The following is a 19808-nucleotide window of genomic DNA, read 5'->3' as shown; positions in this document are numbered from 1 at the left end:
ATTTCATGATTATAAAGTACCTTACACAGCCAAATCCTGAATCATTAATGAAAGCATTTGAAGGATGCCAGGAATTATCTTTCTCTAAGGATGAATTTTTATTTCACGGCGGTGATAAAGTTGCCTATATGGATTTACTTGTCACGGGGGACTTACAAGTTTTCAAATATGATGGAAACATGAATGAAGTAACTTTAACTTTCTTTCGTCCTGTGAGTATCATTGCCGAGTGGGCAGTCATCCAAGGCATTCCTTACCCCGCTTCTGGACGGTTCACTAAAAATAGCACTATCTTACGGATGCCATTAACAGAAGTACAGACCCGCATTCATAAAAATATAGAACTCAATCATATTTTAATGCATTCGCTCATGAACAAAATTGAAACCTTAAATTTGGCAATCAACCGTGGCCTTACGATGGATGCCATGCAAAGGGTGGCTCATTTTTTATTCTACGGGACACCCGACTCACTAGCCTTGAAACAAACACAAATGGCGTCTCTTCTGTATCTCAGACCAGAAACATTTTCTAGAATCCTCAAACAACTCAAGGACCAAGGTCTCATTGATACCCAAAAGGGAGAAATCTCTATTTTGGACAAAGAAGGTTTACTTAAAATTTTAGCTTAGTTCTTGATTTGAATCAATGAAATGATTCTAATTATTAATAGTATCGAACTATGAAGGATTCATTTTTTCAGCAAAGTTTGTGGAACACTGCTTTCCGACCTTTTTTTTGGTTCGGTTCTATTTATGGCGTTTTTGTTATTGGGTTGTGGTTATTAGTACTTTCGAATACAATAAGCAATCCAATCGAAATTAACTCCATCCATTGGCATTCCTATGAAATGGTCTTTGGTTTTTCCAAAGCAATCGTACTCGGCTTCCTTTTTACTGCTGTCCAAAACTGGACAAACTCAACCATCCTAAAAGGGAAAAATCTATTTTTCCTTCTACTATTTTGGGCTTTAGGTAGATTTTCGATGTATCCTCTTGGATTTCCTGCCTATTTATCTTTTGGTTTGGACATTAGTTCAGATCTCATGGTCATCTACTTATTAATTCCGAAACTCATGGTGCCTACACAAAAACACAACAGGCCGATCGTATTCCATTACGCACTATTTACCATATTTCATTTGTTAAGTGGTCTTTCTGCTCGTTCGGTTTTACAACCGGAACGAACATTATTATTTGTTCACTTAAGTATTTTCGTAATCTTATTTTTGATTTTGATCATTGGAGGCCGTGTTGTTCCCTTTTTCTCTGGAGTTGTGATTCCAGGATATTCCTTCAAACGAATTCCCAAGTTAGAATCGGCTATCCTTTACTTACCCTTTGTCTTTTATTTTTTCAAACTCATCCAAGGATTTTTGGCACCAAATGTTTTCACTAACATTGACATTACAAATTTTAATTTAGTTATAGGGATACTTATTGCTTCTTTTTTAATCAGTTTCTCTTTGTTTGTAACCAATAGCATAAGATTCCTTTCTTGGAAACCTTGGAAGTCTTACAAAAAACCTATCTTATGGATTTTGTACATGGGTTACTTCTGGGTTTGTTTAGGTTTTTTATTTTATAGTTTGGCAGAACTCGGATACTTCCCTATCTCTTCAGCAATCCATAGTTTAACTGTTGGCGGAATCGGAGTTTTTATTTATGGAATGATCACAAGGGTGAGTTTAGGACATACCGGAAGAAGTATTGTGGCTTCCCGACTAACTGTATTTGCATATTTCATTTTTAATTTTGCTGTGATGGTTCGGGTCTTCTTTCCTTTGATGGGAGAATACAAGTATGCATACCATTTGTCTGGTACGATTTGGATTCTAACATTTTTAATATTTCTTTTACAATACACGAAGATTTTATTTAGCCCAAGACCTGACGGAAAACCCTCCTAAAGAAAAGATTTATACTCTTATGGCTCTTCGAAAAAACTCTTGGAGAGAATCGAGGAGCCTTTCAGGATGAAACAACATTTGATAACTAGCATTTCTCATCATAGCCGGTATCGTCGGTTTTTCTTCTGTTCCTATTGCCAAAGTATAAACTTGAATTCCATTAAACAAACATTCTCCGACCGCTTTATTTACATCCTCAATTCCATACTTTCCCTCATATTGATCATAATCATTGGGACGAGCGTCGGTGATTAAAATAATCCATTTTTGTTTGTATGATGTCTCCTTTAGTATCGAACTTGCGTGACGAAGAGATGGACCCACACGAGTGTATCCAACAGGGGAAAGTGGACCCAAACGATCACGTGCCACCATCCAAGGTTCCGATAATTTTTTTACGTGGATAAATTGATTATAATTACGAGTCCGTGAATAAAAACCGGCAATCCCAAAGGGAATTTTCAGATCTTCCAAACATTCGGAAAACAAGAGGAGGCTTTCCCTCTCGACATCCAAAACTCTTTTTTCTTGGATCCATGAGTCTGTAGATAAACTTAAATCGACAAGAAAATACAAAACCATATCCGACACATCTCGGATGGGATTCATATAAATCGATTCGGAAGGACTAATTTTAGCTTTGATATCTGCGTACCGATCCACAAGAGCATCCAAGTCAATATCAGCCCCAGCCACCAAACGTTTTTTGATCCGAGTCTGGTTTAGGAGAGCCATCATTTTCTTTTTCAATTGGATTAAATACGAATGTTGTTTTTCTAAAACTTGTTTTGTATAACCAACATCAGTTTGTTTTGGGAACTCTTCTACCACAGAACAATAGTTTGGTTTATAGTTTTTTAGTTTATAATCCCACTCCGAATAAGTAAAACTTTTTCCCTCATCTCGAACGTCTTCAATTTCAAGTAAAGTTCCAGATCCCGATTCACTGGTTCGTGTTGTATGAACTGGATCTTCTGTTCGGATGATATGTTTTAGGTTTAGCTCTTGTAAAGCCTCCTCCTCATCCATATCTTCTTCTCCATCAATGTCCCTCCATTGCCCATCAAACTCTTCGACTGTTTCGATTTTTTCAAAATTGTGACCCAAGGTATACTCTTCGATTTTTTTCTCATCGACTTCTAAAAGTTCGGCTTCGTTGGGATCCAATTTTTGTTTAGATTCTTTCGATTGGATTTTTTGTTTATTCGATTGGGATACAAAGTCTTTTCCAGCTGGAAATATTTGTTTCGTATCAGTAACGGATGTTTGGGCAGTAACAAGGATAGATTTAATTTTCGTATATTGTGTTTGGTCTTTTTTGCGAATCTCCAACCGTTCCTTTCGGATTTCTTTCCAGTCCAGAGTGATACCCGGAAACTTTTTTAAAAACTTCCGAAACTGATTAAAGAAATTTTTTGGAGTACGGGATGGAACTGCATTTTTAGTTTTCAAATCTTGCTGCAAATCAAAAAGAAAAGAAAGATAGGCAAGGAGAATCCGAACAAATTTTTTTGAAATAGATTCAGATACGAACCAATGTACAACTTCTGGGAATTTCAAAAAGTTTTGACCCAAGGAAATGGATTCTCCCCCAAGAATCAAAGTGACTGGTTCTTTTTTTAGAGTTTGTAAGTAGCGAATGATCCTGACTTCTTCGGATTTTAAATCATATCCATAATAGGGACTCGGTGGTGTAAGTTTTTTACGAATTTTTTTCCAAAGTTTATGACCTTGGTAGAATACAAACTGGTCCCATTCCAATGTGAAAACCTAAAAAATCAGATCGAAGCTGTCTTGTAAGGCAGCAACTGTATCTATATCATCAGAAAGCGGAAGGATGATGGCTGTTCTTCCTGCGAGGCGCGAGGGAAGCCCTTTTGTCATCAATTTTGCACAAGAAACAAGCAACCGCGTGGATACGGTTTCCGCCAAACCTAACTCTTGCTTGTTTCTAACAAGACCCGCAAATTGAACTAATTTTTTGGCGATTGGATCACTAATCCCAGTTTCTCCCACAATAATTTTTTCTTCAACAGAAGGTTTGGGATAAGGAAAGTCCATTCCCAAAAATCGTTGTTTGGTGGACGGTTTTAGTTCTTTAAATCCTCTTTGGTATCCTGGGTTATAAGATGCGACGAGTAAAAAATCGGGGTGTGCCACGATTTCTTCATTTTTTCTTTCTAGAAATAACGTGCGACGATGATCAGTTAGAGAATGGATCGTCACGAGTGTGTCTGGTCTTGCTTCTGCAACTTCATCCAAATATACAATGGCTCCTTCTTTGACTCCCGTTGTGAGCGGTCCATCCATCCATACAGTATCAGCCCCCTTCACTAAAAATCTTCCGACTAAATCGACTGAGGAAGTTTCATCATTGCATAAAATAGTGATGAGCCTTCGTCCCATTAAGTGAGCCATGTATTCCAAAAACCGAGACTTGCCAGATCCAGTAGGGCCTTTCAACAAAAGCGGCAGAGAATTCTCTGCCGCCATCTGAAAGATTTCTATTTCCTTACCGATTGGTTCGTAATAGGGTGCTTTCTTAGTTAACATAAATTAATCGAGGTCACCAACATTCTTACCGAGTGCTTCATTCGATGGAAGGCCATGTCGAATGAAATCAACGATAAAGTATGTGATCCCAACGGTAAAGAGAGTTGCCGCAAGTAACATTCCAATAAAATGGAATATAATTTCCTTTTGAACAACCAAAAAGTCCATACCCAACTTACGTTCTAAATACACTTGTGTGATCCCGGCGACAGCGAGTGCTCCAGTCATTCCCAACATTCCAATATTAGATGCCCAGAATGCTAAATAACCAGACATTCCTGTAAATAGTTTTCTTCCCGTAAGGTTAGGCATTGCATAAGAAATTACAGCTAACACTAACATGGCGTAAGCGCCCCAGAAAGCAAGGTGTCCATGCATCGCAGTGATGAGTGTTCCATGTGTCCATTGGTTGACCGCAGGCCAAGTATGAGCAAAACCTAGAAAACCAGCGCCAATAAAGGACATCATAGCACTTCCCAGTGTCCAATAGAGTGCGATTTTGTTCGGATGGTTTTTCCCTTTTTTGCGATACATATTGAGTGCCCAGATCGCCATTCCAAGGAAAGCAAGAGGTTCTAAAGCAGAAAAGATACCACCGACCATAAGCCAATACTTAGGGGTTCCGATCCAATAGTAGTGGTGACCCGTTCCCAAAATTCCAGAAAGGAAAGTCAAACCCACAACTACATAAAGCCATTTCTCGATCACTTCTCTATCCACTCCCGTGAGTTTGATGAGTAAAAAAGAAAGGATACCACCCATAATAAGTTCCCATACTCCCTCTACCCAAAGATGTACTACCCACCAGCGAAAGTAAGAATCAATCGTTTGGTTGTCGAAGTAAATCATACCAGGTAAGTAGAGTAAGGCGGCACATAATAAACCAAAGAAAAGAACAAGTTGTGTTGTACTTCTTTTTTTGGCTTCCCAAATAGTCATAGCAATGTTAAACAAAAATGTTAAAACATTCACAACAACCAAATAGTCAAGTGGCCTTGGGATTTCTAAAAATTTACGTCCCTCCCACCAGTTGAAGTGAAATCCTATAATGGCAATCACTCCAACAACCACCCAAGAAATGAGTTGGATGTAAGCGAGTTTGACACTATACAACTCTCTGTCTGATTCTTCGGGAATGATGTAATAAGCTGCGCCCATAAAACCGGTTAACAACCATACTACGAGTAAATTTGTATGTGTAGCACGCGCGGTATTGAATGGAATATAATCATGTAGTCCATCCAGGCCGATACGAGCAAAACCCATAATGAAACCATATACGATTTGTAAAGATAAGAGTAACATACAAGTTGCAAAGAACCAATATGCGACCTTTTGTGATTGGAATCTCATTGTTTCTCCTTATTTCAATGCAGAAAGATAGGTAACGATATCTTTTCTTTCTGGATCAGTTAACGGCAACTTAGGCATATTTGTTCCCGGTTTGATGGCCTGAGGATCTGATAACCAACGATTGAGATAATCAGAATCAAATTTACTACCTACGTGATCAAGTGCTGGCCCAACATTTCCCCCCTTTCCACCTACCGTATGACAGGCGACACAAAGTTGAGAAAACTTTTCTGGTTGAGACACAGCAACTGCATTGGTTTTGACCTGCGGGGCAGGAGAAGTCGCAATCGAATCAATGGGAATATTTGGTTTTGGAGGCCAGCCGTTGGCATCGATCTTACCTACCCAATCCAAAAAGGCAATGACCTGTCCTTTTTCTTCCTTAGTAAAGTTGTACTTCACCATTTTTCGTTCTCCAGGAAACATCGCCTGTGGATCGTCTAAAAATACATCGATCCAAGTGGCTCCTCGTCTTTCGACAACCTTAGTCAGATCCGGTGCATAATACGCTCCTTCACCTAACAGTGTATGACAACCCATACAATTGTTTTTTTCCCAAATTTCTTTACCCTTTAAAACATCCTCTGTGATGTTTTGTGCATTGGTTCGGGAATCAGTTTGTCGCAAGGTATCCACAGTGAGAAACACAAAGACAGCACTGAACAAGAAAGTGCCTCCCAAAAAGAACGCCCTAGCTTGCGATTTTGATAGCATCCTTGCCTCCTATTTTCAATTTTTAGAATTGTAAGAGCAGATTTTAGTTTCGGCATTGATTTATATCAAGTACGAATTTGAATTTTTCTAATATCATTGACATTTGAATCATGATTGGAGATTAATTGCTAACTAGAATCAATCTAATATAATAAGAACTACGTTCACAGAGAGTTTTCGAATACAGGTTGTCCTATGAATAGGAAATCCCTAAGAGTTAGTCAACGAAAGAGAATTTTCTTATTAAATTATATATATTGAATATTCACTTATTTGGAAATATTTAGAGGTCTTGGAGAATACGATGAATCAAAACAACATACAAACCAATCAATCCTTGTGGTATCCGCCTGGAGGTATCCTGATTTGGATGATTGTTCTTGTAGAAGTACTTACATTTTGTATGGGGATTGGCTCGCTCGTTTATGAAAAGTCGAATGATCTTGCAGCTTTTTCTTTTATGCAGTCACACCTGAACAAAACCTTTGCGTTTTGGAATACAGTGTTTTTACTTACGAGTGGTTTTTGTATTGCGACTGCTGTACTTTATAAAAGTAAAAACAACTTAAATCTTTTTACAGTCTTCTTATCTGCATCCATCTTATTTGGATTTGCATTTCTAATACTCAAATTTTACGAATTTAGAGAGAAATGGATGTTAGGTTATGGACTAGAAACCAGTATTTTTTTCAGTTATTATTGGTTACTCACTGGATTTCATTATCTCCATGTTGTCGTGGGAATTCTGATTCTTTTTTTCATCTATGGAAGCCGTAAAACCATATCTTTTGAAAACTTAGAGGCAGGAGCTGTGTTTTGGCATATGTGTGATTTGATTTGGCTATTACTTTATCCCGCACTTTATTTGATTCAGTAGGTACTAGAAAATGAAATTAATTATCATCACTTACAGCGTTCTTATGTTCATTGTTTACTTTTCCTTTTTTGGAATGGGCCAGACGATTCCAGGAAATTGGAATTTGATTCTCATGAGTGCTATCAAGTTTCTGTTGATCTGTTTTGTATTTATGAATCTGAAAGAGGCCAATCCTTTTTGGAAGGTCACATTCCCTATACTCATTGGAATCTATTCTTTTAGTATTTGGATTCTAACTTAGAAATGATCCCAAACGGGGAAGTGGTGCGGTTTTTGCGGTAGGTTTCCTGGTCTGTTTAAAATCACAACATCCATACCTATTGCATTTGCTGCTTCTGCTTCTTCTATGATATCTGTAAAAAAGCGAATTTGGTTCGGAGGAGATTTTAACTCGTTTGCAATATTTTCATAACTTGTTTTCTCTCTTTTTCCACCGACAGCAGTGTCAAAATAAGAAGTAAAAAAGTTTCGAAGATCACCTAACTCTGAATACTGGTAAATCAAAATTTGTGCTTCTACGGAACCAGAAGAATATACATGATTCTGAATTCCTTCTTCCTTGGCATTTTTTAAAAAAACAGGCACATCTTCATACACTATACTTTTGATTTCGCCTGACTCATAACCTTCTTTCCAAATTTTCCCTTGGATTTCTTTTAGAGGTCCAAACTTACGATCCTTCTCTATCAAATATTCAAAGTAAGAAGGAATGAGTTCCAAAGAAAAAGAGATAGTGTTCGATTGTTGTGTCGTCCCCTCTTTTGCAAAAAGATTCAGAAAACCTTTTTCACCTAATGTTATATCTTTCTCAAATTCTAATTGGATTTCTTTCTGGCGATCTTTTGAAAACTGGTATGTCTTTAAGAAGCTACCAATATGTTTTTTTGCATAAGGAAAAAGAACCTGATGGACAAAGGCGATTGGTGCCGTTGTCCCTTCAATGTCGAGTAAATTGTGTTTAATCTTCATTCAATCCAAATGGTAAAGATATTATGTTGCCGATGCATTTTGTTTCATAAGCAAATGCATCCTTTCTTCATCTTTTTCGTAATTAAACAAAACAAGAAACCATGCGAAAGCACAAGGAATCCAGAATAGGATTGATATAGATAAAGCAAGTCCCCGGTCAGGAGTCAGACCTAAAATCACTGCCGACATCACTGGCCCAAGCCCTTTTCCCAAATCATCCGTAAGGTTATAAATAGAGAAGATCGCACTTCTTGATTTTGGTTCGTTTACATTCAGTAAAACAGCTCGCACATTCGGCCCAGTGACAGAGATCATAATTCCAGTGAAAATATTTAGAGCAATGAATAACCCCATAAAAGGGACAATATCAAAGGAATATAAAAGTAAGATTGCTGGAAATACGCCAAAGAATGTGGTTCCCATACAGAGAAGTGGTTGGTAGGTTTTTTTGATATTATACAAAATTTGACCGAGAACCCCACCGAAAAAAGTTCCAATAAAAATTCCGATCGCGGCAAAGGTAATCATACCAGCAGAAACTTCTTTGGAAAGGTGGTAAGTGTGTTCATAATAATCAGCCAAATAAACAAAGAAGACTCCCCAAGGAATACAACCTGGTAGGCCTTGTAAAAAGGCTCCTAAGTTGGTTTTGTTTTCAAAGAGTAATTTAAAATCTTTTAAACTAATTTTGTGAGACAGTTCATCACTGACAACACCTTCGGCCCCGCCACGTTTAGGCTCTTTACAAAAGAATAAATAAATTGCTGCGAATATAAAAGAAGGCGCAGACATATAAATAAAAGAAGCTCTCCATCCGTTAATAGGATCTGCTCCACCCAAAATTCCACCGAGGAGTTGCCCTACTCCCACACCAAGCCCCATTGCCAAAGACACGTATCCGGTAGCAATCGCTCTCGACTGACTAGAAAAATAATCTCCAATCAAACTAAAGAGTAAGGGGAAAATTCCACCAAGACCAAACCCACAAAGGGTACGCAAAACCAAAAACTGATCATACGTTTCAACATAAGCAGTCAGAAAACAGGGAATTTCACCGAGAAGTACTGTTGCGAGTAGTAAGTTCTTTCGCGAAAATGTTTGCGATAGATATCCCATGGATAAGGAAACCACTCCACCCAAAATAAAAAACAATACGGGAATGATCCCACCTAACTTCCAATCAACTTCGTTTGGATCTGTAATTCCAAGAGAAGCACCAATATTTTTCATATTCGGTGCGATCAAGTTTTGGTCGCCGAACAAAAAGAAGGCCATTCCTAAAATGACCCAAAATGCTAAAATCCCTCTTGCTCCATGGTCTGCGAGTTCGGCGAGGCCAAAGAATCGCAGATAGGATTTATCTCGTATTGTTTGTTTTTGGTTCATGGATTGTTTTTCCTTTCTATTTGTTTTCGATAGACAAAAATAAATGAGAGCGTAAATAAAAATCCAAGAAAACCCACGACTGCAAAAAGGGAAAGGTCCCAACTCGTAAGTATGGATCCATTCCAAATTTCTGGATTCGGATTGTTGGAAATAGTAGGAAGTGGTTTTCCGCCTGAGAATGTAAATTCCACAGTAGTTCCAAATTCTAAGGAACTAAGAACGTAAGCACTCAGGCCAGCCGGAACATCTTTGTCTAGTTTGGTGACTGGAGTTTTTTCACCGGTGGTAATTTCCATATCTTGCGGTTTGACAAAGATGGGAAATTTTCCATTTTCGGATTCAATTAACATTCGTTCGCTGAATGTATCATTGTTATTTGGGATGAAATAGGAGATTTGCATCTCCGATACACCAGGTAGGATTGCCCGATCCAAAATCCTTCCTCCATTAGTTCCTTCCGGAATTCCTAAAGGAATGGCCATTTTACTTCCTGGCTGTTGGATTTGTGCCAGGATCTCTGTAGCTTCTTTAGCAACAGAATATTCTAAAGGAGATAATTTGGAATCATAGGATCTGGGAGGTTTACTCGAGTTATCAATTAGAAATAGTTTAAAAACGCGAAGGCCTTTTTTTTCTCGCATAACTTGCATTAAGCTCTTTACGGCGACTTGTTTGCGATCGGCCCCCGTATCAAACACTGTTACTTCTTGCGGAGATGTACGAAACTTGGTAGTTGGCGGAATCATTTTATTATAATTTACGCCTTGGTATTGAATCTGCAAAAGGATGGGTGCTCCTTCGGGCAAATCCGTTTCGGGAAAACGAAATTTACCCGATTGTGGACCGATGTCTGCTAAAGGAACCATCGCACCTTGCAAAGCCAACATTCGAATCGAATCTGCCTTACCAAGTCCACCGGTTGTACCATTTTGTATAGTTCCATAAATGGAAAGTTTTTCCGCATAACTTGCGCTTGAGAGAAATAGGAGAATCAATATTGGGAAAAGATGGCTTCGAAACATTTTGATACTTTTTCTCGTTCTTTCGATTCCAATCCAAGTGAAAAAACGGTAGTTTTTAAAAATTTAGAGGCGACAATAGAGGATACTGGACATAATGTTTTAGATAGGAAAGGAAAGCCCGGCTAAATGAAGCAACTGAGCGAAATCGTTCACAATTCCTCAAAAGATGAGAGGGATATACTACTAGAATACCAAAATATCGATGTTTCCAAGCTGGAAACTCTGAATGTTTTGGGAATTCCCATCGACAACGTCACTACAGACGAAGCCATTGCTAAACTCTTCCGCGTGCTTGAGAAAAAAGAAGGCATGCACCACGTTTTATTTTTAGATCCGATCAAACTCATGCGGATGCGTCCGAAAAAATCACTCCACCGGATTGCAGAAAAAGCCGGAACCATTCTGGTCGAAGGAGCTGGAATTGGATGGATGACTTCGGGAAGACTCAAAGAAAGAGTCACTCCCATTGCCGTCATGATGGATCTCATTCGTCTGGCAGAACTCAAAGAATTCACCGCCTTTATCTTTGGGGCAAAAGACGAAATTGTAGAACGAATTTATTTTAACCTCACAAGACACTTTCCAAAAGTTCGTATCGTTGGAAGGCATGCAGGTCATCTGGACCGGCAACGAGAGATGCGAGTCAAAGAAGCCATCCGAAAAACAGGACCCGATATCATCTTCCTCGCGATGGATTTTCCTGACCAAGAAATTTGGATCGAAAACAATACTGGTTATTTTGGCAAAGCAGTTGTGATCGGTGTGGGTGGCGCCTTAGATATGTTATCTGGTGCTGACAAAAAAGCCCCTGAGTGGTTCAAAGAAAGAGGACTGATTTGGTTTTGGCGAATCCTCGCAAGACCTTACCGAATCCAAAGAATGTGGGAAACTTTCTATTTCTTTCTTCTCGGGATTCGCGAAAGATTCCGCAAACACTAAATTCGATCTATTTTTTGATTTCGGTCAACCGGTCGAGTGTTGGAGCTAACCAATCTTCTAACAATGGTTCACGGTCGAGTTTGGCCCGAACGAACACCAAATCTTTGTTAGAGTTTGCAATTTCGCTTACAGAACCAATTTTGCGTGCCGTCTCCATGGCTTTCCAATAGTATTTAAGAGCATTGATAGTATCTTGTTTTTTCTCATACACTGCCCCAATATTGTTATAAAGGGCTGTGAGGGTTTCATACACTTCTCTATGATCCGAATTTTCTGTATCGATTCTTCCCAAACTTTGTTCTTTCAGCTCAAAATCATCTTTTAACTTCAGATAGTTGCCAAGGGCAGCATTGTACTGTCTTGTATAGTAAAAGGCATTTCCTTTTCCAAAAAGTAAGGTTGCGTTATTATAAATATCTTCTTCCGGAAGTTCTGCCCAAAAATCCAAAGTTTGCGCAAAGTCTCCATGGTTATAATCAATCCAACCTAAGTAATAATAACATTCTCTGACTATCTTTGGATCTTTTGAAATATCACGATCCAAGGCAGCTAAGAAGGATTCGCGAGCCATAAAAAGACCATTTCTTCTTTCTTTCTCTTCATAAGAAAGAGTTCCAATACTACGTTCTGGATAGATTTTTTTACCAGGAAACTCTCGTATATTGTCTGTTACGTTAATCCCAGCCGCTTCCAAAAATTGGATTTTTCCTAAGTTAAACGAAATCCTTCCAGGACTTCCTTCGAGTAAGGTTTCATCCTCATCTCTTTCACCAAGCCTTTCTCTATAATTTTGATAACGGTCGTCCGCTTCTCTGAGGAGTTTTACAGCTTCATCATAATTTTCTGTTTGGATATAATACTCAGCCATAAGTAATACAGCTAAGTAATGGCGGATATCGTAAGTTGATGCCAATTCCAATTGTTTGAGGGCACGTGCCGCTTCTTCTTTTTTGAAATAGAACCGAGCTCTTTGGTAATATCCTTCCGCAAATTTAGAACCACCTTCTTTTCCATAAGCAATGTTTAAAAGGTATTCCACATTATCATCAATCTCCATTCCGGTCACTTGGTCTTCTGGGTTGATGTTGTATTTGATTCTTACTTCTTCAGAATCTAAATCAATATAAAAGGATGCTAGTTTTGCCAAAACAAAGAGAGAAAGTTCATCTTCTATATTCAGAGCATTACGAACTTGTCTATGATGGTTTAAAACATATTGAGGGTTATTATCTCGTTTCCACATTTCGATGTATGTTGATAAAATCCCACCATGTCCAATGGCATTTTTGGGATACTTCTCAATGATATCGTTATAGTATTTAACAGCCGTTCCAAACTCTTGTTTGTTGTAAAAAATCTTGGCAATTCCTGCGATCGCATCGACATTATCTGGATCGCCACCATCGGTAAACACTCGTTTGAAGTATTCAATGGCAAGATGATCATTTTTGTATTTTTTGCGATTACTACCAGGAGGAACTTCGATAAAGTCCTTTCTGTGAAAGGAGTGGAAGGTTCCCAGGGCAATGTAGGTATCAATATCATGGATATTGTATTTAAGCCTTGAGGCAATGTAAGCCCCAGCCTTCAAAACCCTTCTTGGAACCTTGTCTTGAGACGTAAGATAAAATGCGAGTTCTGAAAGTGGTCGTCGGCCAGCCGTTTCAACTCCTGCATCATTCCATTCTGTTTTTTTCGCAAAACTGATGTTTGGTACTTCTTTTCTATTTTCCCAAGCACGTTTGTGTTCTTTGTCTTCTGGCTCGTAACCAAAATCAGGTTCCACTTTTCCAAAACATTTTTCAAAGGCTCTTTCATATAGCCCTGCTTTGGTATACGCAGTACAATATTTATTCAAAAACTCTAAGTTATGTGGGAAAATCTCTTCCCCTTTGATAAAATAATTTTCTGCATCGGCCAGGAGTTTTTTCTTCTCAAGAGCATCTGTTTCATAACTATACTCTTCGATTTTTTCGAGTCCGAGTGCATACTGAGCTTTAGCACGATACGGAACAATGACATATTTCCAAAGAGTCACGATCCCAAAAACAAGAAATACCGCTGCTGCTGATGAAAGAATAGTTCTACGAACTAACTCTCGTTTGCGTGCAGCTCCTTCTTTTGTATAGGCATCTCGGCTCGCAATGATGGGAACGCCATCGGCAGAAAATTTTCCTGTAGAATCGCTGAGTTCGACTCGTTCTCCCAGAAGACCACTTAAGTAACTGGCGATGTCTTCTGGTTTTTGTTGTGCCTTGATGAGCTCAATGATTTCTTTCTGATTACGAACCGGAATCCTTTGGTTCACAATCGTATCAATGATTGTACGACGAAGTTTTGGCGGATAACGAAGTAACTCGGATTGGATGACCGCCAACTCTTCATCTGTTAGGTTGGCTTCTAAAGACTCTTCTGGTTCGTCTTCTTTGCCAAGAGACATGAGGTCTTCTTCAAATCCCCCAGGGCCCTCTGAACCAAAGTCATCCATTGTAGAGACAGGCATATCATCAATGGATGGTGCTAAATCATCAAAAGACGGAGCTCCGAGATCGTCATCGAGACTCGGTGGTTCCATTCCCACACCCAAGTCACCAAAAGGATCATCAAATCCACCACCTACATCGGCAGGTTCATTATCACGAGACGAAGCGGACGGACTGTCCATATTTCCGAAAGGATCATCACCAAAATTGGATTCTGCTGGGGTTGGGGTCGATCCCATATCCGCAAAGGGATCATCGCCAAAAGAAGGTTCTCCCCCAGAAGCAGGAGTAGAAAGATCACCAAACGGATCATCGGCGCCCCCTGTATCGGAGGTAGGTGTATCAAGTCCGCCAAATGGGTCATCGCCGAAACTTTCTGTCGATGTTGGTGTGGCACCCATATCCGCAAAAGGATCGTCGCCGGCCGGAGTTGTGTCCCCACCACCTCCAAAATCAAAATCATCACCGGCAGGGGTTGGTGTTTCTTCGCCGGAATCAAAACCAGCAAACAGATCTTCGTCGGTAGTAGGAGGAGTATCTTCCTCACCACCTAAATTGGCAAAAGGATCATCGCCAATGACAGGAGCTGGTTTGTCTTCTAAAGGAGCTTCATCGACGGCATCTAAATTAGCAAAAGGATCATCTTCCCCAGAAGTTTCTCCTGGAGTGCCCATACTTGCGAACGGGTCTGGTTCGTCTGTGGTTCCTGAATCGGAAGCAAAGGGATCGGATTCTTCTGTGTCAGAAGAAGGGGCATCAAAATCAAAATCGTCAGTAGCAGCAGGTGTGGGGCTGGGTTTTGGTGAGTCTTCACCGAGAAGTTCATCTAAATCAATTCCATCGTCTTCTTCTGCTTCTCGGTTGGGAAGTTTGGGAGGACCAAAATCATCGTCCTCATCGTCGAGACCGGAGAAAGGATCCCCTGCTTCGGAATCGCCGGCCCCTTCGTTATCAAAATCATCAAAGGTGGAGCCAGAATCTTCGTCCGTGTCGGCTTCAGGTTCAGAAGGTACGATGGGACTCGTATATCCCAGTTTCTCACGTAAAACCTTCGCCATCGGATTCAGTTCTTCCGATGAAAGCGGATTTTTATTGAGAGCCGAAAACATCGTCTCGATTTGTGTGATTTCTTCCGGACTCAATTTGTCTATCGGCTCAGCCATTACGGGTCTATTCCTAATGAATTATCGGCCCCTTCTTAAAATGACAGAATATTTTTTTTATTATGTCAGATGGTTCCCGTAGAAAAAAACCTTTCACTCTCTTTTTTCATTTCTGCCGAAAATTATCTAGAAGGACTCCTTAACGACCACGACTATGATGAAATCCAAATCCATCCTTATCGCCCTATTTTTACTCTTTTTCACAGGAATCGGAATCTTTGCCGAGGATGGAATGGATTGGATTGGAAGTTTTTCCTCGAAAGAACTAGAGATGTCCGATGAAACAGAAGACCAAGATACAGTCTATTACCTCTGGCAACTAGAAAGTCTCAAAAAAAATATTGCTCCACGTTACATTCGTTATCTCGATGTGGAATCTTACGTATCCTCTGGCAAACTAATACACAGAGGAATTCTTTTTACCTACAATGGACTCCGGGATGAATCTGTAGAAATCTGCGGAAGTTTCAACAATTGGGAATGTTCCGATATGAAGCGAAATCAATATGGTATCTATTATACCGTGGTGGAACCCACTCAAATCACTGATACTTACGAAGAAGATCCAGTGTATGAATACAAGTTCCGAGTGAATGGACTTCTCACTTATGATCCAGAAAACTTTGACAAGTTGGAAGATGGCTCTGGATCTTACTTCTCTCGTTTTATTTTAGAAGGAAAAGATACTGACCGCCAAACAAAAACTATGGTGCTCGAAGATTCTGCAAACGAAGAACGTGACTTACGGACGGTTAAGTTCCAAATCTATTTACCAAATGCAGAGGTGGTTCGTGTTGTGGGAAGTTTTAATGATTGGAACCCAGAACATGATTTTTTGAAAAAAGATAGAAAGGGAGTTTTTACTCTCGAAAAGAAACTACTCCCGGGTGAATACCATTACCAATTCATTGTGGATGGGGATTATATGTTGGATACTTACAATCCAACAACTCATATCAAAGTGGATACCAATGAATCCGTTTCATCACTACTCGTACCAGAACGGAATTATGCTTTAGAACGTAAGATGTGATCGCTCACACTTTACATTTTAAACATCATGATATTTGATACTTCTCTAGAATTAAGAATAAAATATGACAAAAAAGAAAGTTTATCAAAATCCGAGATTACCTCTTTACTTAAAAATTCTAAATTAGTTCAGAATTTAACAAAGGATATTAATCAAAATCCGTTATTTCTTATTTGGAAATTAATTGCACTTAGTGAAATTCCATATTCTATACAACTACCATATACTAAGAAAATAGTTGATTTAATTATCAAAAACCTTGGAACTTCTGAAGGATTTTCTCTCACTGGAAATAAGGAAAATTTATTACCATGTTACAATGCTATATTAATTAAAGCCTTTTGTAAATTGGGTCTACAATCTAATAAAATTGTCAAAAATGCTGTTAACTGGATCATAAATTATCAGGCTTTCCATAGAAATTTTAACTCTGATTGGAAGGAGGCAGAAATTTTAAAACATGGCGGATGCCTTAAATCTACTCCTTGTTATATAGGATTAGCCAAATCAGTAATAGCTTTACACGAATATAATAAATTTGAATCAAATAAAAATCTTCAACTAAAACTTGAGGAAGGTACAGAGTATATTCTGCAGCATCACCTTTTTAAGAGACAATCGAATGGGAACCCAATCACTAAACACATACTTGATCTTTATTTTCCCGAAAATTACAATATAACTATTTTAGAATTACTCTGGTTTATCTCTGAAACAGATAAAATAAAAGACACAAGAGTTAAGGATTCTATCGAATATATTAATGAAAAAAGAAATAAAAACAAAATGTGGGCTGTTGACTATGTTTATAAATCAAATGGCTACATTTCATTCGATGGAAAAGCAAAAGAAGGTCAATGGATTTCTTATTTAATTAACACAATCCAAACGTATTACTACGCATAACAGTCATTTACTGTTCTAGTGTGGCCGTCATGGATCCTTTCGAGGAACTCATCCGAGGGTCTGGGCCGTAGTTTAAGATCCGTTCGTGGACAAACTCGGCGTGTTCTAATTCCCCTGAAAAAACTATGGTTTTCTTTTTTGTATCGACTTCAACGGCATGTTGGAAGGCCTTTTCCCAAGGCATTTGGCAGACATCCATCAACATCTCAATGACATATTCGTAAGTGTGAAAGTCATCATCCCAAAGTACAACCTTCCAAGGCCCGTCATTACGACGTGGCCTCACTTCGGTTTCTTCTAAGATGGATGGTTGGGAAACTCCGGCACCGGTCATAACCCAAAACCCAAACCTTATTTTTTCTTTTTGGAAATGGCGATTTCTGCGTGGGAAACTACATCTTTGGCACGGAGACCGAAGTAGTCGAGTAGACCACTCCAAGTTCCCGATTTACCAAATGTATCTTTCATTCCCACTTTGATGACAGGAACGGGATACTCTTCGGAAAGAAGTTCTGATACAGCAGAACCAAGACCACCAATGACATTGTGTTCTTCACAAGTGACAATGGCCCCACATTCTTTTGCTTTGGCGATGATGGCTTCTTTATCCAAAGGTTTGATGGTAGCCATATTGAGAAGGCTTGCATTAATTCCTTTTTCTTTGAGAAGACCCACAGCAATCATGGCTTCGTTTACCATCACACCATTGGCGATGATACAAACATCTTTTCCTTCCGAGATGACTTCTGCTTTTCCAATTTGGAATTTGTAGTTTTCTCGTTCAATCACAGGGATTGCCGGACGGCCTACTCTTACGTAAACAGGACCTTTAAAGTCTGCAATTGCATGAATGACTTGTTTGGTTTCGTTAAAATCAGAAGGACAAATCACTGTCATTTCAGGAATGACTCTCATAATTGCAAAGTCTTCAATACATTGGTGAGAAGCACCGTCTTCTCCCACTGTGATTCCACCGTGAGAAGCAACGAGTTTAACATTTACCTGTGGATAAACAACACTATTGCGAACCACTTCCCAAGCTCGCCCGGATAAAAACATAGCAAAACTGGAAGCAAAAGGTACAAATCCGGAAAGAGCAAGACCTGCCGCATGACCGACTAAGTTTTGTTCAGCGACTCCAACGTTAAAAAAACGTTCAGGGTATTTTTTCTTAAAATCTGCAGTTTTAGTGGAACCAGAAAGATCCGCATCTAAAACTACGACGTCTTGTCTGGATGCACCTAACTCAACTAAGGCTTCGCCGTATGCATCTCTTGTTGCTTTTTTGTCCGCAGTGGATTGGCTAGGTGCTCCCATATTATCCTTTTTTTAAAGCTTCTGCTTTATCAGTTTTTTCCCAAGTAAATGTACTACCTGTTCTACCAAAGTGACCATAAGCCGCTGTTTCTTGGTATTTTCTTCCTTTTCCAAGAAGATCCAAACCATCAACGATACCTTTAGGAGTGAGTTTGAAGTTTGCTAAAACTCGTTTTGCAATTTCTTCATCGGAAATTGTTCCTGTTCCGAATGTATCCACAAGAACAGAAACTGGTTCTGCCACACCAATGGCATAAGCAAGTTGCACTTCGCATTTGTGAGCAAGACCAGCTGCCACAACGTTTTTCGCAATATAACGACCGATATACGCAGCAGAACGATCCACTTTAGATGGATCCTTTCCAGAGAAAGCACCACCACCATGACGACCCATTCCACCGTAAGTATCTACGATAATCTTACGACCTGTAAGACCTGTGTCACCATGTGGTCCACCAATCTCAAATTTACCTGTAGGGTTGATAAAATAACGAGTGTTCACAAGAAGCTCTTTTGGTATCATTTTTTTGATACATTCTTCGATCACTGCTTCTTCGATTTGTTTGTGAGTCACACCTGGTTTGTGTTGAGTGGAGATCACCACTGTATCGACTTTCTTAGGTTTTCCATCTTCGTATTGGATGGTCACTTGTGATTTAGCATCTGGGCGTAGCCATTCGATTTTGTTTGTATGGCGAAGTTCAGATAAATGTTCTAAAAGTTTGTGCGAATAGTAAAGAGGAGCTGGCATAAGTTCTGGCGTTTCTGCAATTGCAAAACCAAACATAAGACCTTGGTCTCCTGCCCCTTGTTCTGTATGAAGTCCTTCTCCTTCATTTACCCCTTGAGCAATGTCAGGTGACTGTGCATGAACATGGGAAGCAACCACAGCAAAATCAGCATCGAAGTACATATTGATATCGTTATAACCGATTTTTCGGATCACATCACGTGCGACTTCTTGTGTGTCTACTTTTCCTTTACTGGTAATTTCACCAGCGATCACAACTAAGTTTGTAGTGACGAGAGTTTCACAAGCCACACGAGATTTTGGATCTTGAGCTAAATACGCATCGAGAATGGCATCAGAGATTTGGTCGCAGACTTTGTCTGGGTGTCCTTCAGATACGGACTCGGAAGTGAAGATATAGTTTTTAAGAGAGGACATATTTTTTACCTTACTT

At 39.3% G+C, this 19808-nt stretch carries 18 protein-coding genes; 7 read left to right on the top strand and 11 right to left on the bottom strand.

The features are described 5' to 3' along the window. Window positions 1–5 precede the first annotated feature (5 nt). Together LEP1GSC195_RS16760 and LEP1GSC195_RS16755 are read left to right on the top strand one after the other, a co-directional pair. Window positions 6–632: a Crp/Fnr family transcriptional regulator gene (locus LEP1GSC195_RS16760; RefSeq protein ID WP_040506895.1), complete on the top strand. Its 627-nt coding sequence runs from the start codon at window positions 6–8 to the stop codon at window positions 630–632. 50 nt (window positions 633–682) lie between these two features. Next, window positions 683–1909, top strand: a complete 1227-nt coding sequence (locus LEP1GSC195_RS16755) for an NnrS family protein (protein ID WP_040506893.1) — start codon at window positions 683–685, stop codon at window positions 1907–1909. A 9-nt stretch (window positions 1910–1918) separates the two neighbouring features. Here LEP1GSC195_RS16755 and LEP1GSC195_RS16750 read toward each other — a convergent pair whose 3' ends face one another. Genes LEP1GSC195_RS16750 through LEP1GSC195_RS16735 form a run of 4 tightly spaced genes read right to left on the bottom strand, consistent with a single transcriptional unit; the run spans window position 1919 to window position 6529 of the window. After that, complete coding sequence (locus LEP1GSC195_RS16750; RefSeq protein WP_015682442.1) at window positions 1919–3670, bottom strand: nitric oxide reductase activation protein NorD; 1752 nt, start codon at window positions 3668–3670, stop codon at window positions 1919–1921. Between the two features lie 9 nt (window positions 3671–3679). Beyond that, window positions 3680–4462, bottom strand: a complete 783-nt coding sequence (locus LEP1GSC195_RS16745) for a CbbQ/NirQ/NorQ/GpvN family protein (RefSeq protein ID WP_015681449.1) — start codon at window positions 4460–4462, stop codon at window positions 3680–3682. Between the two features lie 3 nt (window positions 4463–4465). Continuing rightward, window positions 4466–5815, bottom strand: coding sequence for a cbb3-type cytochrome c oxidase subunit I (locus tag LEP1GSC195_RS16740; RefSeq protein WP_015682184.1), 1350 nt, complete (start codon window positions 5813–5815; stop codon window positions 4466–4468). Between the two features lie 9 nt (window positions 5816–5824). After that, window positions 5825–6529, bottom strand: a complete 705-nt coding sequence (locus LEP1GSC195_RS16735) for a c-type cytochrome (protein ID WP_015682715.1) — start codon at window positions 6527–6529, stop codon at window positions 5825–5827. A gap of 304 nt (window positions 6530–6833) precedes the next feature. Here LEP1GSC195_RS16735 and LEP1GSC195_RS16730 point away from each other — a divergent pair, with 304 nt between their 5' ends. Beyond that, window positions 6834–7406 carry a cytochrome c oxidase subunit 3 gene (locus LEP1GSC195_RS16730; protein WP_015680941.1) on the top strand — a complete coding sequence of 191 codons (573 nt, stop codon included), beginning with the start codon at window positions 6834–6836 and terminating at the stop codon, window positions 7404–7406. A 10-nt stretch (window positions 7407–7416) separates the two neighbouring features. Then, complete coding sequence (locus LEP1GSC195_RS16725) at window positions 7417–7647, top strand: hypothetical protein (RefSeq protein WP_015681752.1); 231 nt, start codon at window positions 7417–7419, stop codon at window positions 7645–7647. On the opposite strand, the gene mtnC is transcribed toward LEP1GSC195_RS16725, so the two are convergent. From mtnC to LEP1GSC195_RS16710, 3 genes are read right to left on the bottom strand one after another with little or no spacing between them, the layout of a single operon-like run. After that, the gene (mtnC, locus tag LEP1GSC195_RS16720) at window positions 7644–8375 is read right to left on the bottom strand and encodes an acireductone synthase (RefSeq protein ID WP_015680932.1); all 732 of its coding nucleotides are present in this window, start codon (window positions 8373–8375) and stop codon (window positions 7644–7646) included. The genes LEP1GSC195_RS16725 and mtnC overlap by 4 nt on opposite strands. 21 nt (window positions 8376–8396) lie before the next feature. Next, complete coding sequence (locus LEP1GSC195_RS16715; RefSeq protein WP_015682226.1) at window positions 8397–9761, bottom strand: MFS transporter; 1365 nt, start codon at window positions 9759–9761, stop codon at window positions 8397–8399. Beyond that, on the bottom strand, window positions 9758–10783 hold the full coding sequence (locus tag LEP1GSC195_RS16710; protein ID WP_015680710.1) for a hypothetical protein: 1026 nt from the start codon (window positions 10781–10783) through the stop codon (window positions 9758–9760). The genes LEP1GSC195_RS16715 and LEP1GSC195_RS16710 overlap by 4 nt, the downstream gene beginning before the upstream one ends. A gap of 126 nt (window positions 10784–10909) precedes the next feature. Between LEP1GSC195_RS16710 and LEP1GSC195_RS16705 the strand changes: the two genes are divergently transcribed. Further along, a complete protein-coding gene (locus tag LEP1GSC195_RS16705) occupies window positions 10910–11722 on the top strand; it encodes a WecB/TagA/CpsF family glycosyltransferase (protein WP_015681965.1) in 813 nt (270 codons plus the stop codon). A gap of 7 nt (window positions 11723–11729) precedes the next feature. On the opposite strand, the gene LEP1GSC195_RS16700 is transcribed toward LEP1GSC195_RS16705, so the two are convergent. Further along, complete coding sequence (locus tag LEP1GSC195_RS16700; protein ID WP_015682788.1) at window positions 11730–15368, bottom strand: tetratricopeptide repeat protein; 3639 nt, start codon at window positions 15366–15368, stop codon at window positions 11730–11732. 154 nt (window positions 15369–15522) lie between these two features. On the opposite strand from LEP1GSC195_RS16700, the gene LEP1GSC195_RS16695 reads away from it, so the two are divergent. After that, window positions 15523–16401, top strand: a complete 879-nt coding sequence (locus tag LEP1GSC195_RS16695; RefSeq protein WP_040506890.1) for a glycogen-binding domain-containing protein — start codon at window positions 15523–15525, stop codon at window positions 16399–16401. Window positions 16402–16428: 27 nt separating this feature from the next. Next, window positions 16429–17307 (top strand): hypothetical protein, encoded by an 879-nt coding sequence (locus tag LEP1GSC195_RS16690; protein ID WP_015682233.1) that lies wholly within the window; start codon window positions 16429–16431, stop codon window positions 17305–17307. Window positions 17308–17314: 7 nt separating this feature from the next. Here LEP1GSC195_RS16690 and LEP1GSC195_RS16685 read toward each other — a convergent pair whose 3' ends face one another. From LEP1GSC195_RS16685 to metK, 3 genes are read right to left on the bottom strand one after another with little or no spacing between them, the layout of a single operon-like run. Next, entirely contained in the window at window positions 17315–17641 is a 327-nt protein-coding gene (locus LEP1GSC195_RS16685) for an ATP-dependent Clp protease adaptor ClpS (RefSeq protein ID WP_015681729.1), read from the bottom strand. A 17-nt stretch (window positions 17642–17658) separates the two neighbouring features. Continuing rightward, window positions 17659–18624, bottom strand: a complete 966-nt coding sequence (locus LEP1GSC195_RS16680) for a transketolase family protein (RefSeq protein WP_015681327.1) — start codon at window positions 18622–18624, stop codon at window positions 17659–17661. Between the two features lies 1 nt (window position 18625). Further along, entirely contained in the window at window positions 18626–19792 is a 1167-nt protein-coding gene (metK, locus tag LEP1GSC195_RS16675) for a methionine adenosyltransferase (RefSeq protein WP_015680570.1), read from the bottom strand. Window positions 19793–19808 lie beyond the last annotated feature (16 nt).

The organism is Leptospira wolbachii serovar Codice str. CDC, assembly GCF_000332515.2.
Lineage (GTDB): Bacteria > Spirochaetota > Leptospiria > Leptospirales > Leptospiraceae > Leptospira_A > Leptospira_A wolbachii.
Note: the sequence above shows the minus strand (reverse complement) of the source record. Positions and strands in the feature narration are given on the sequence as shown.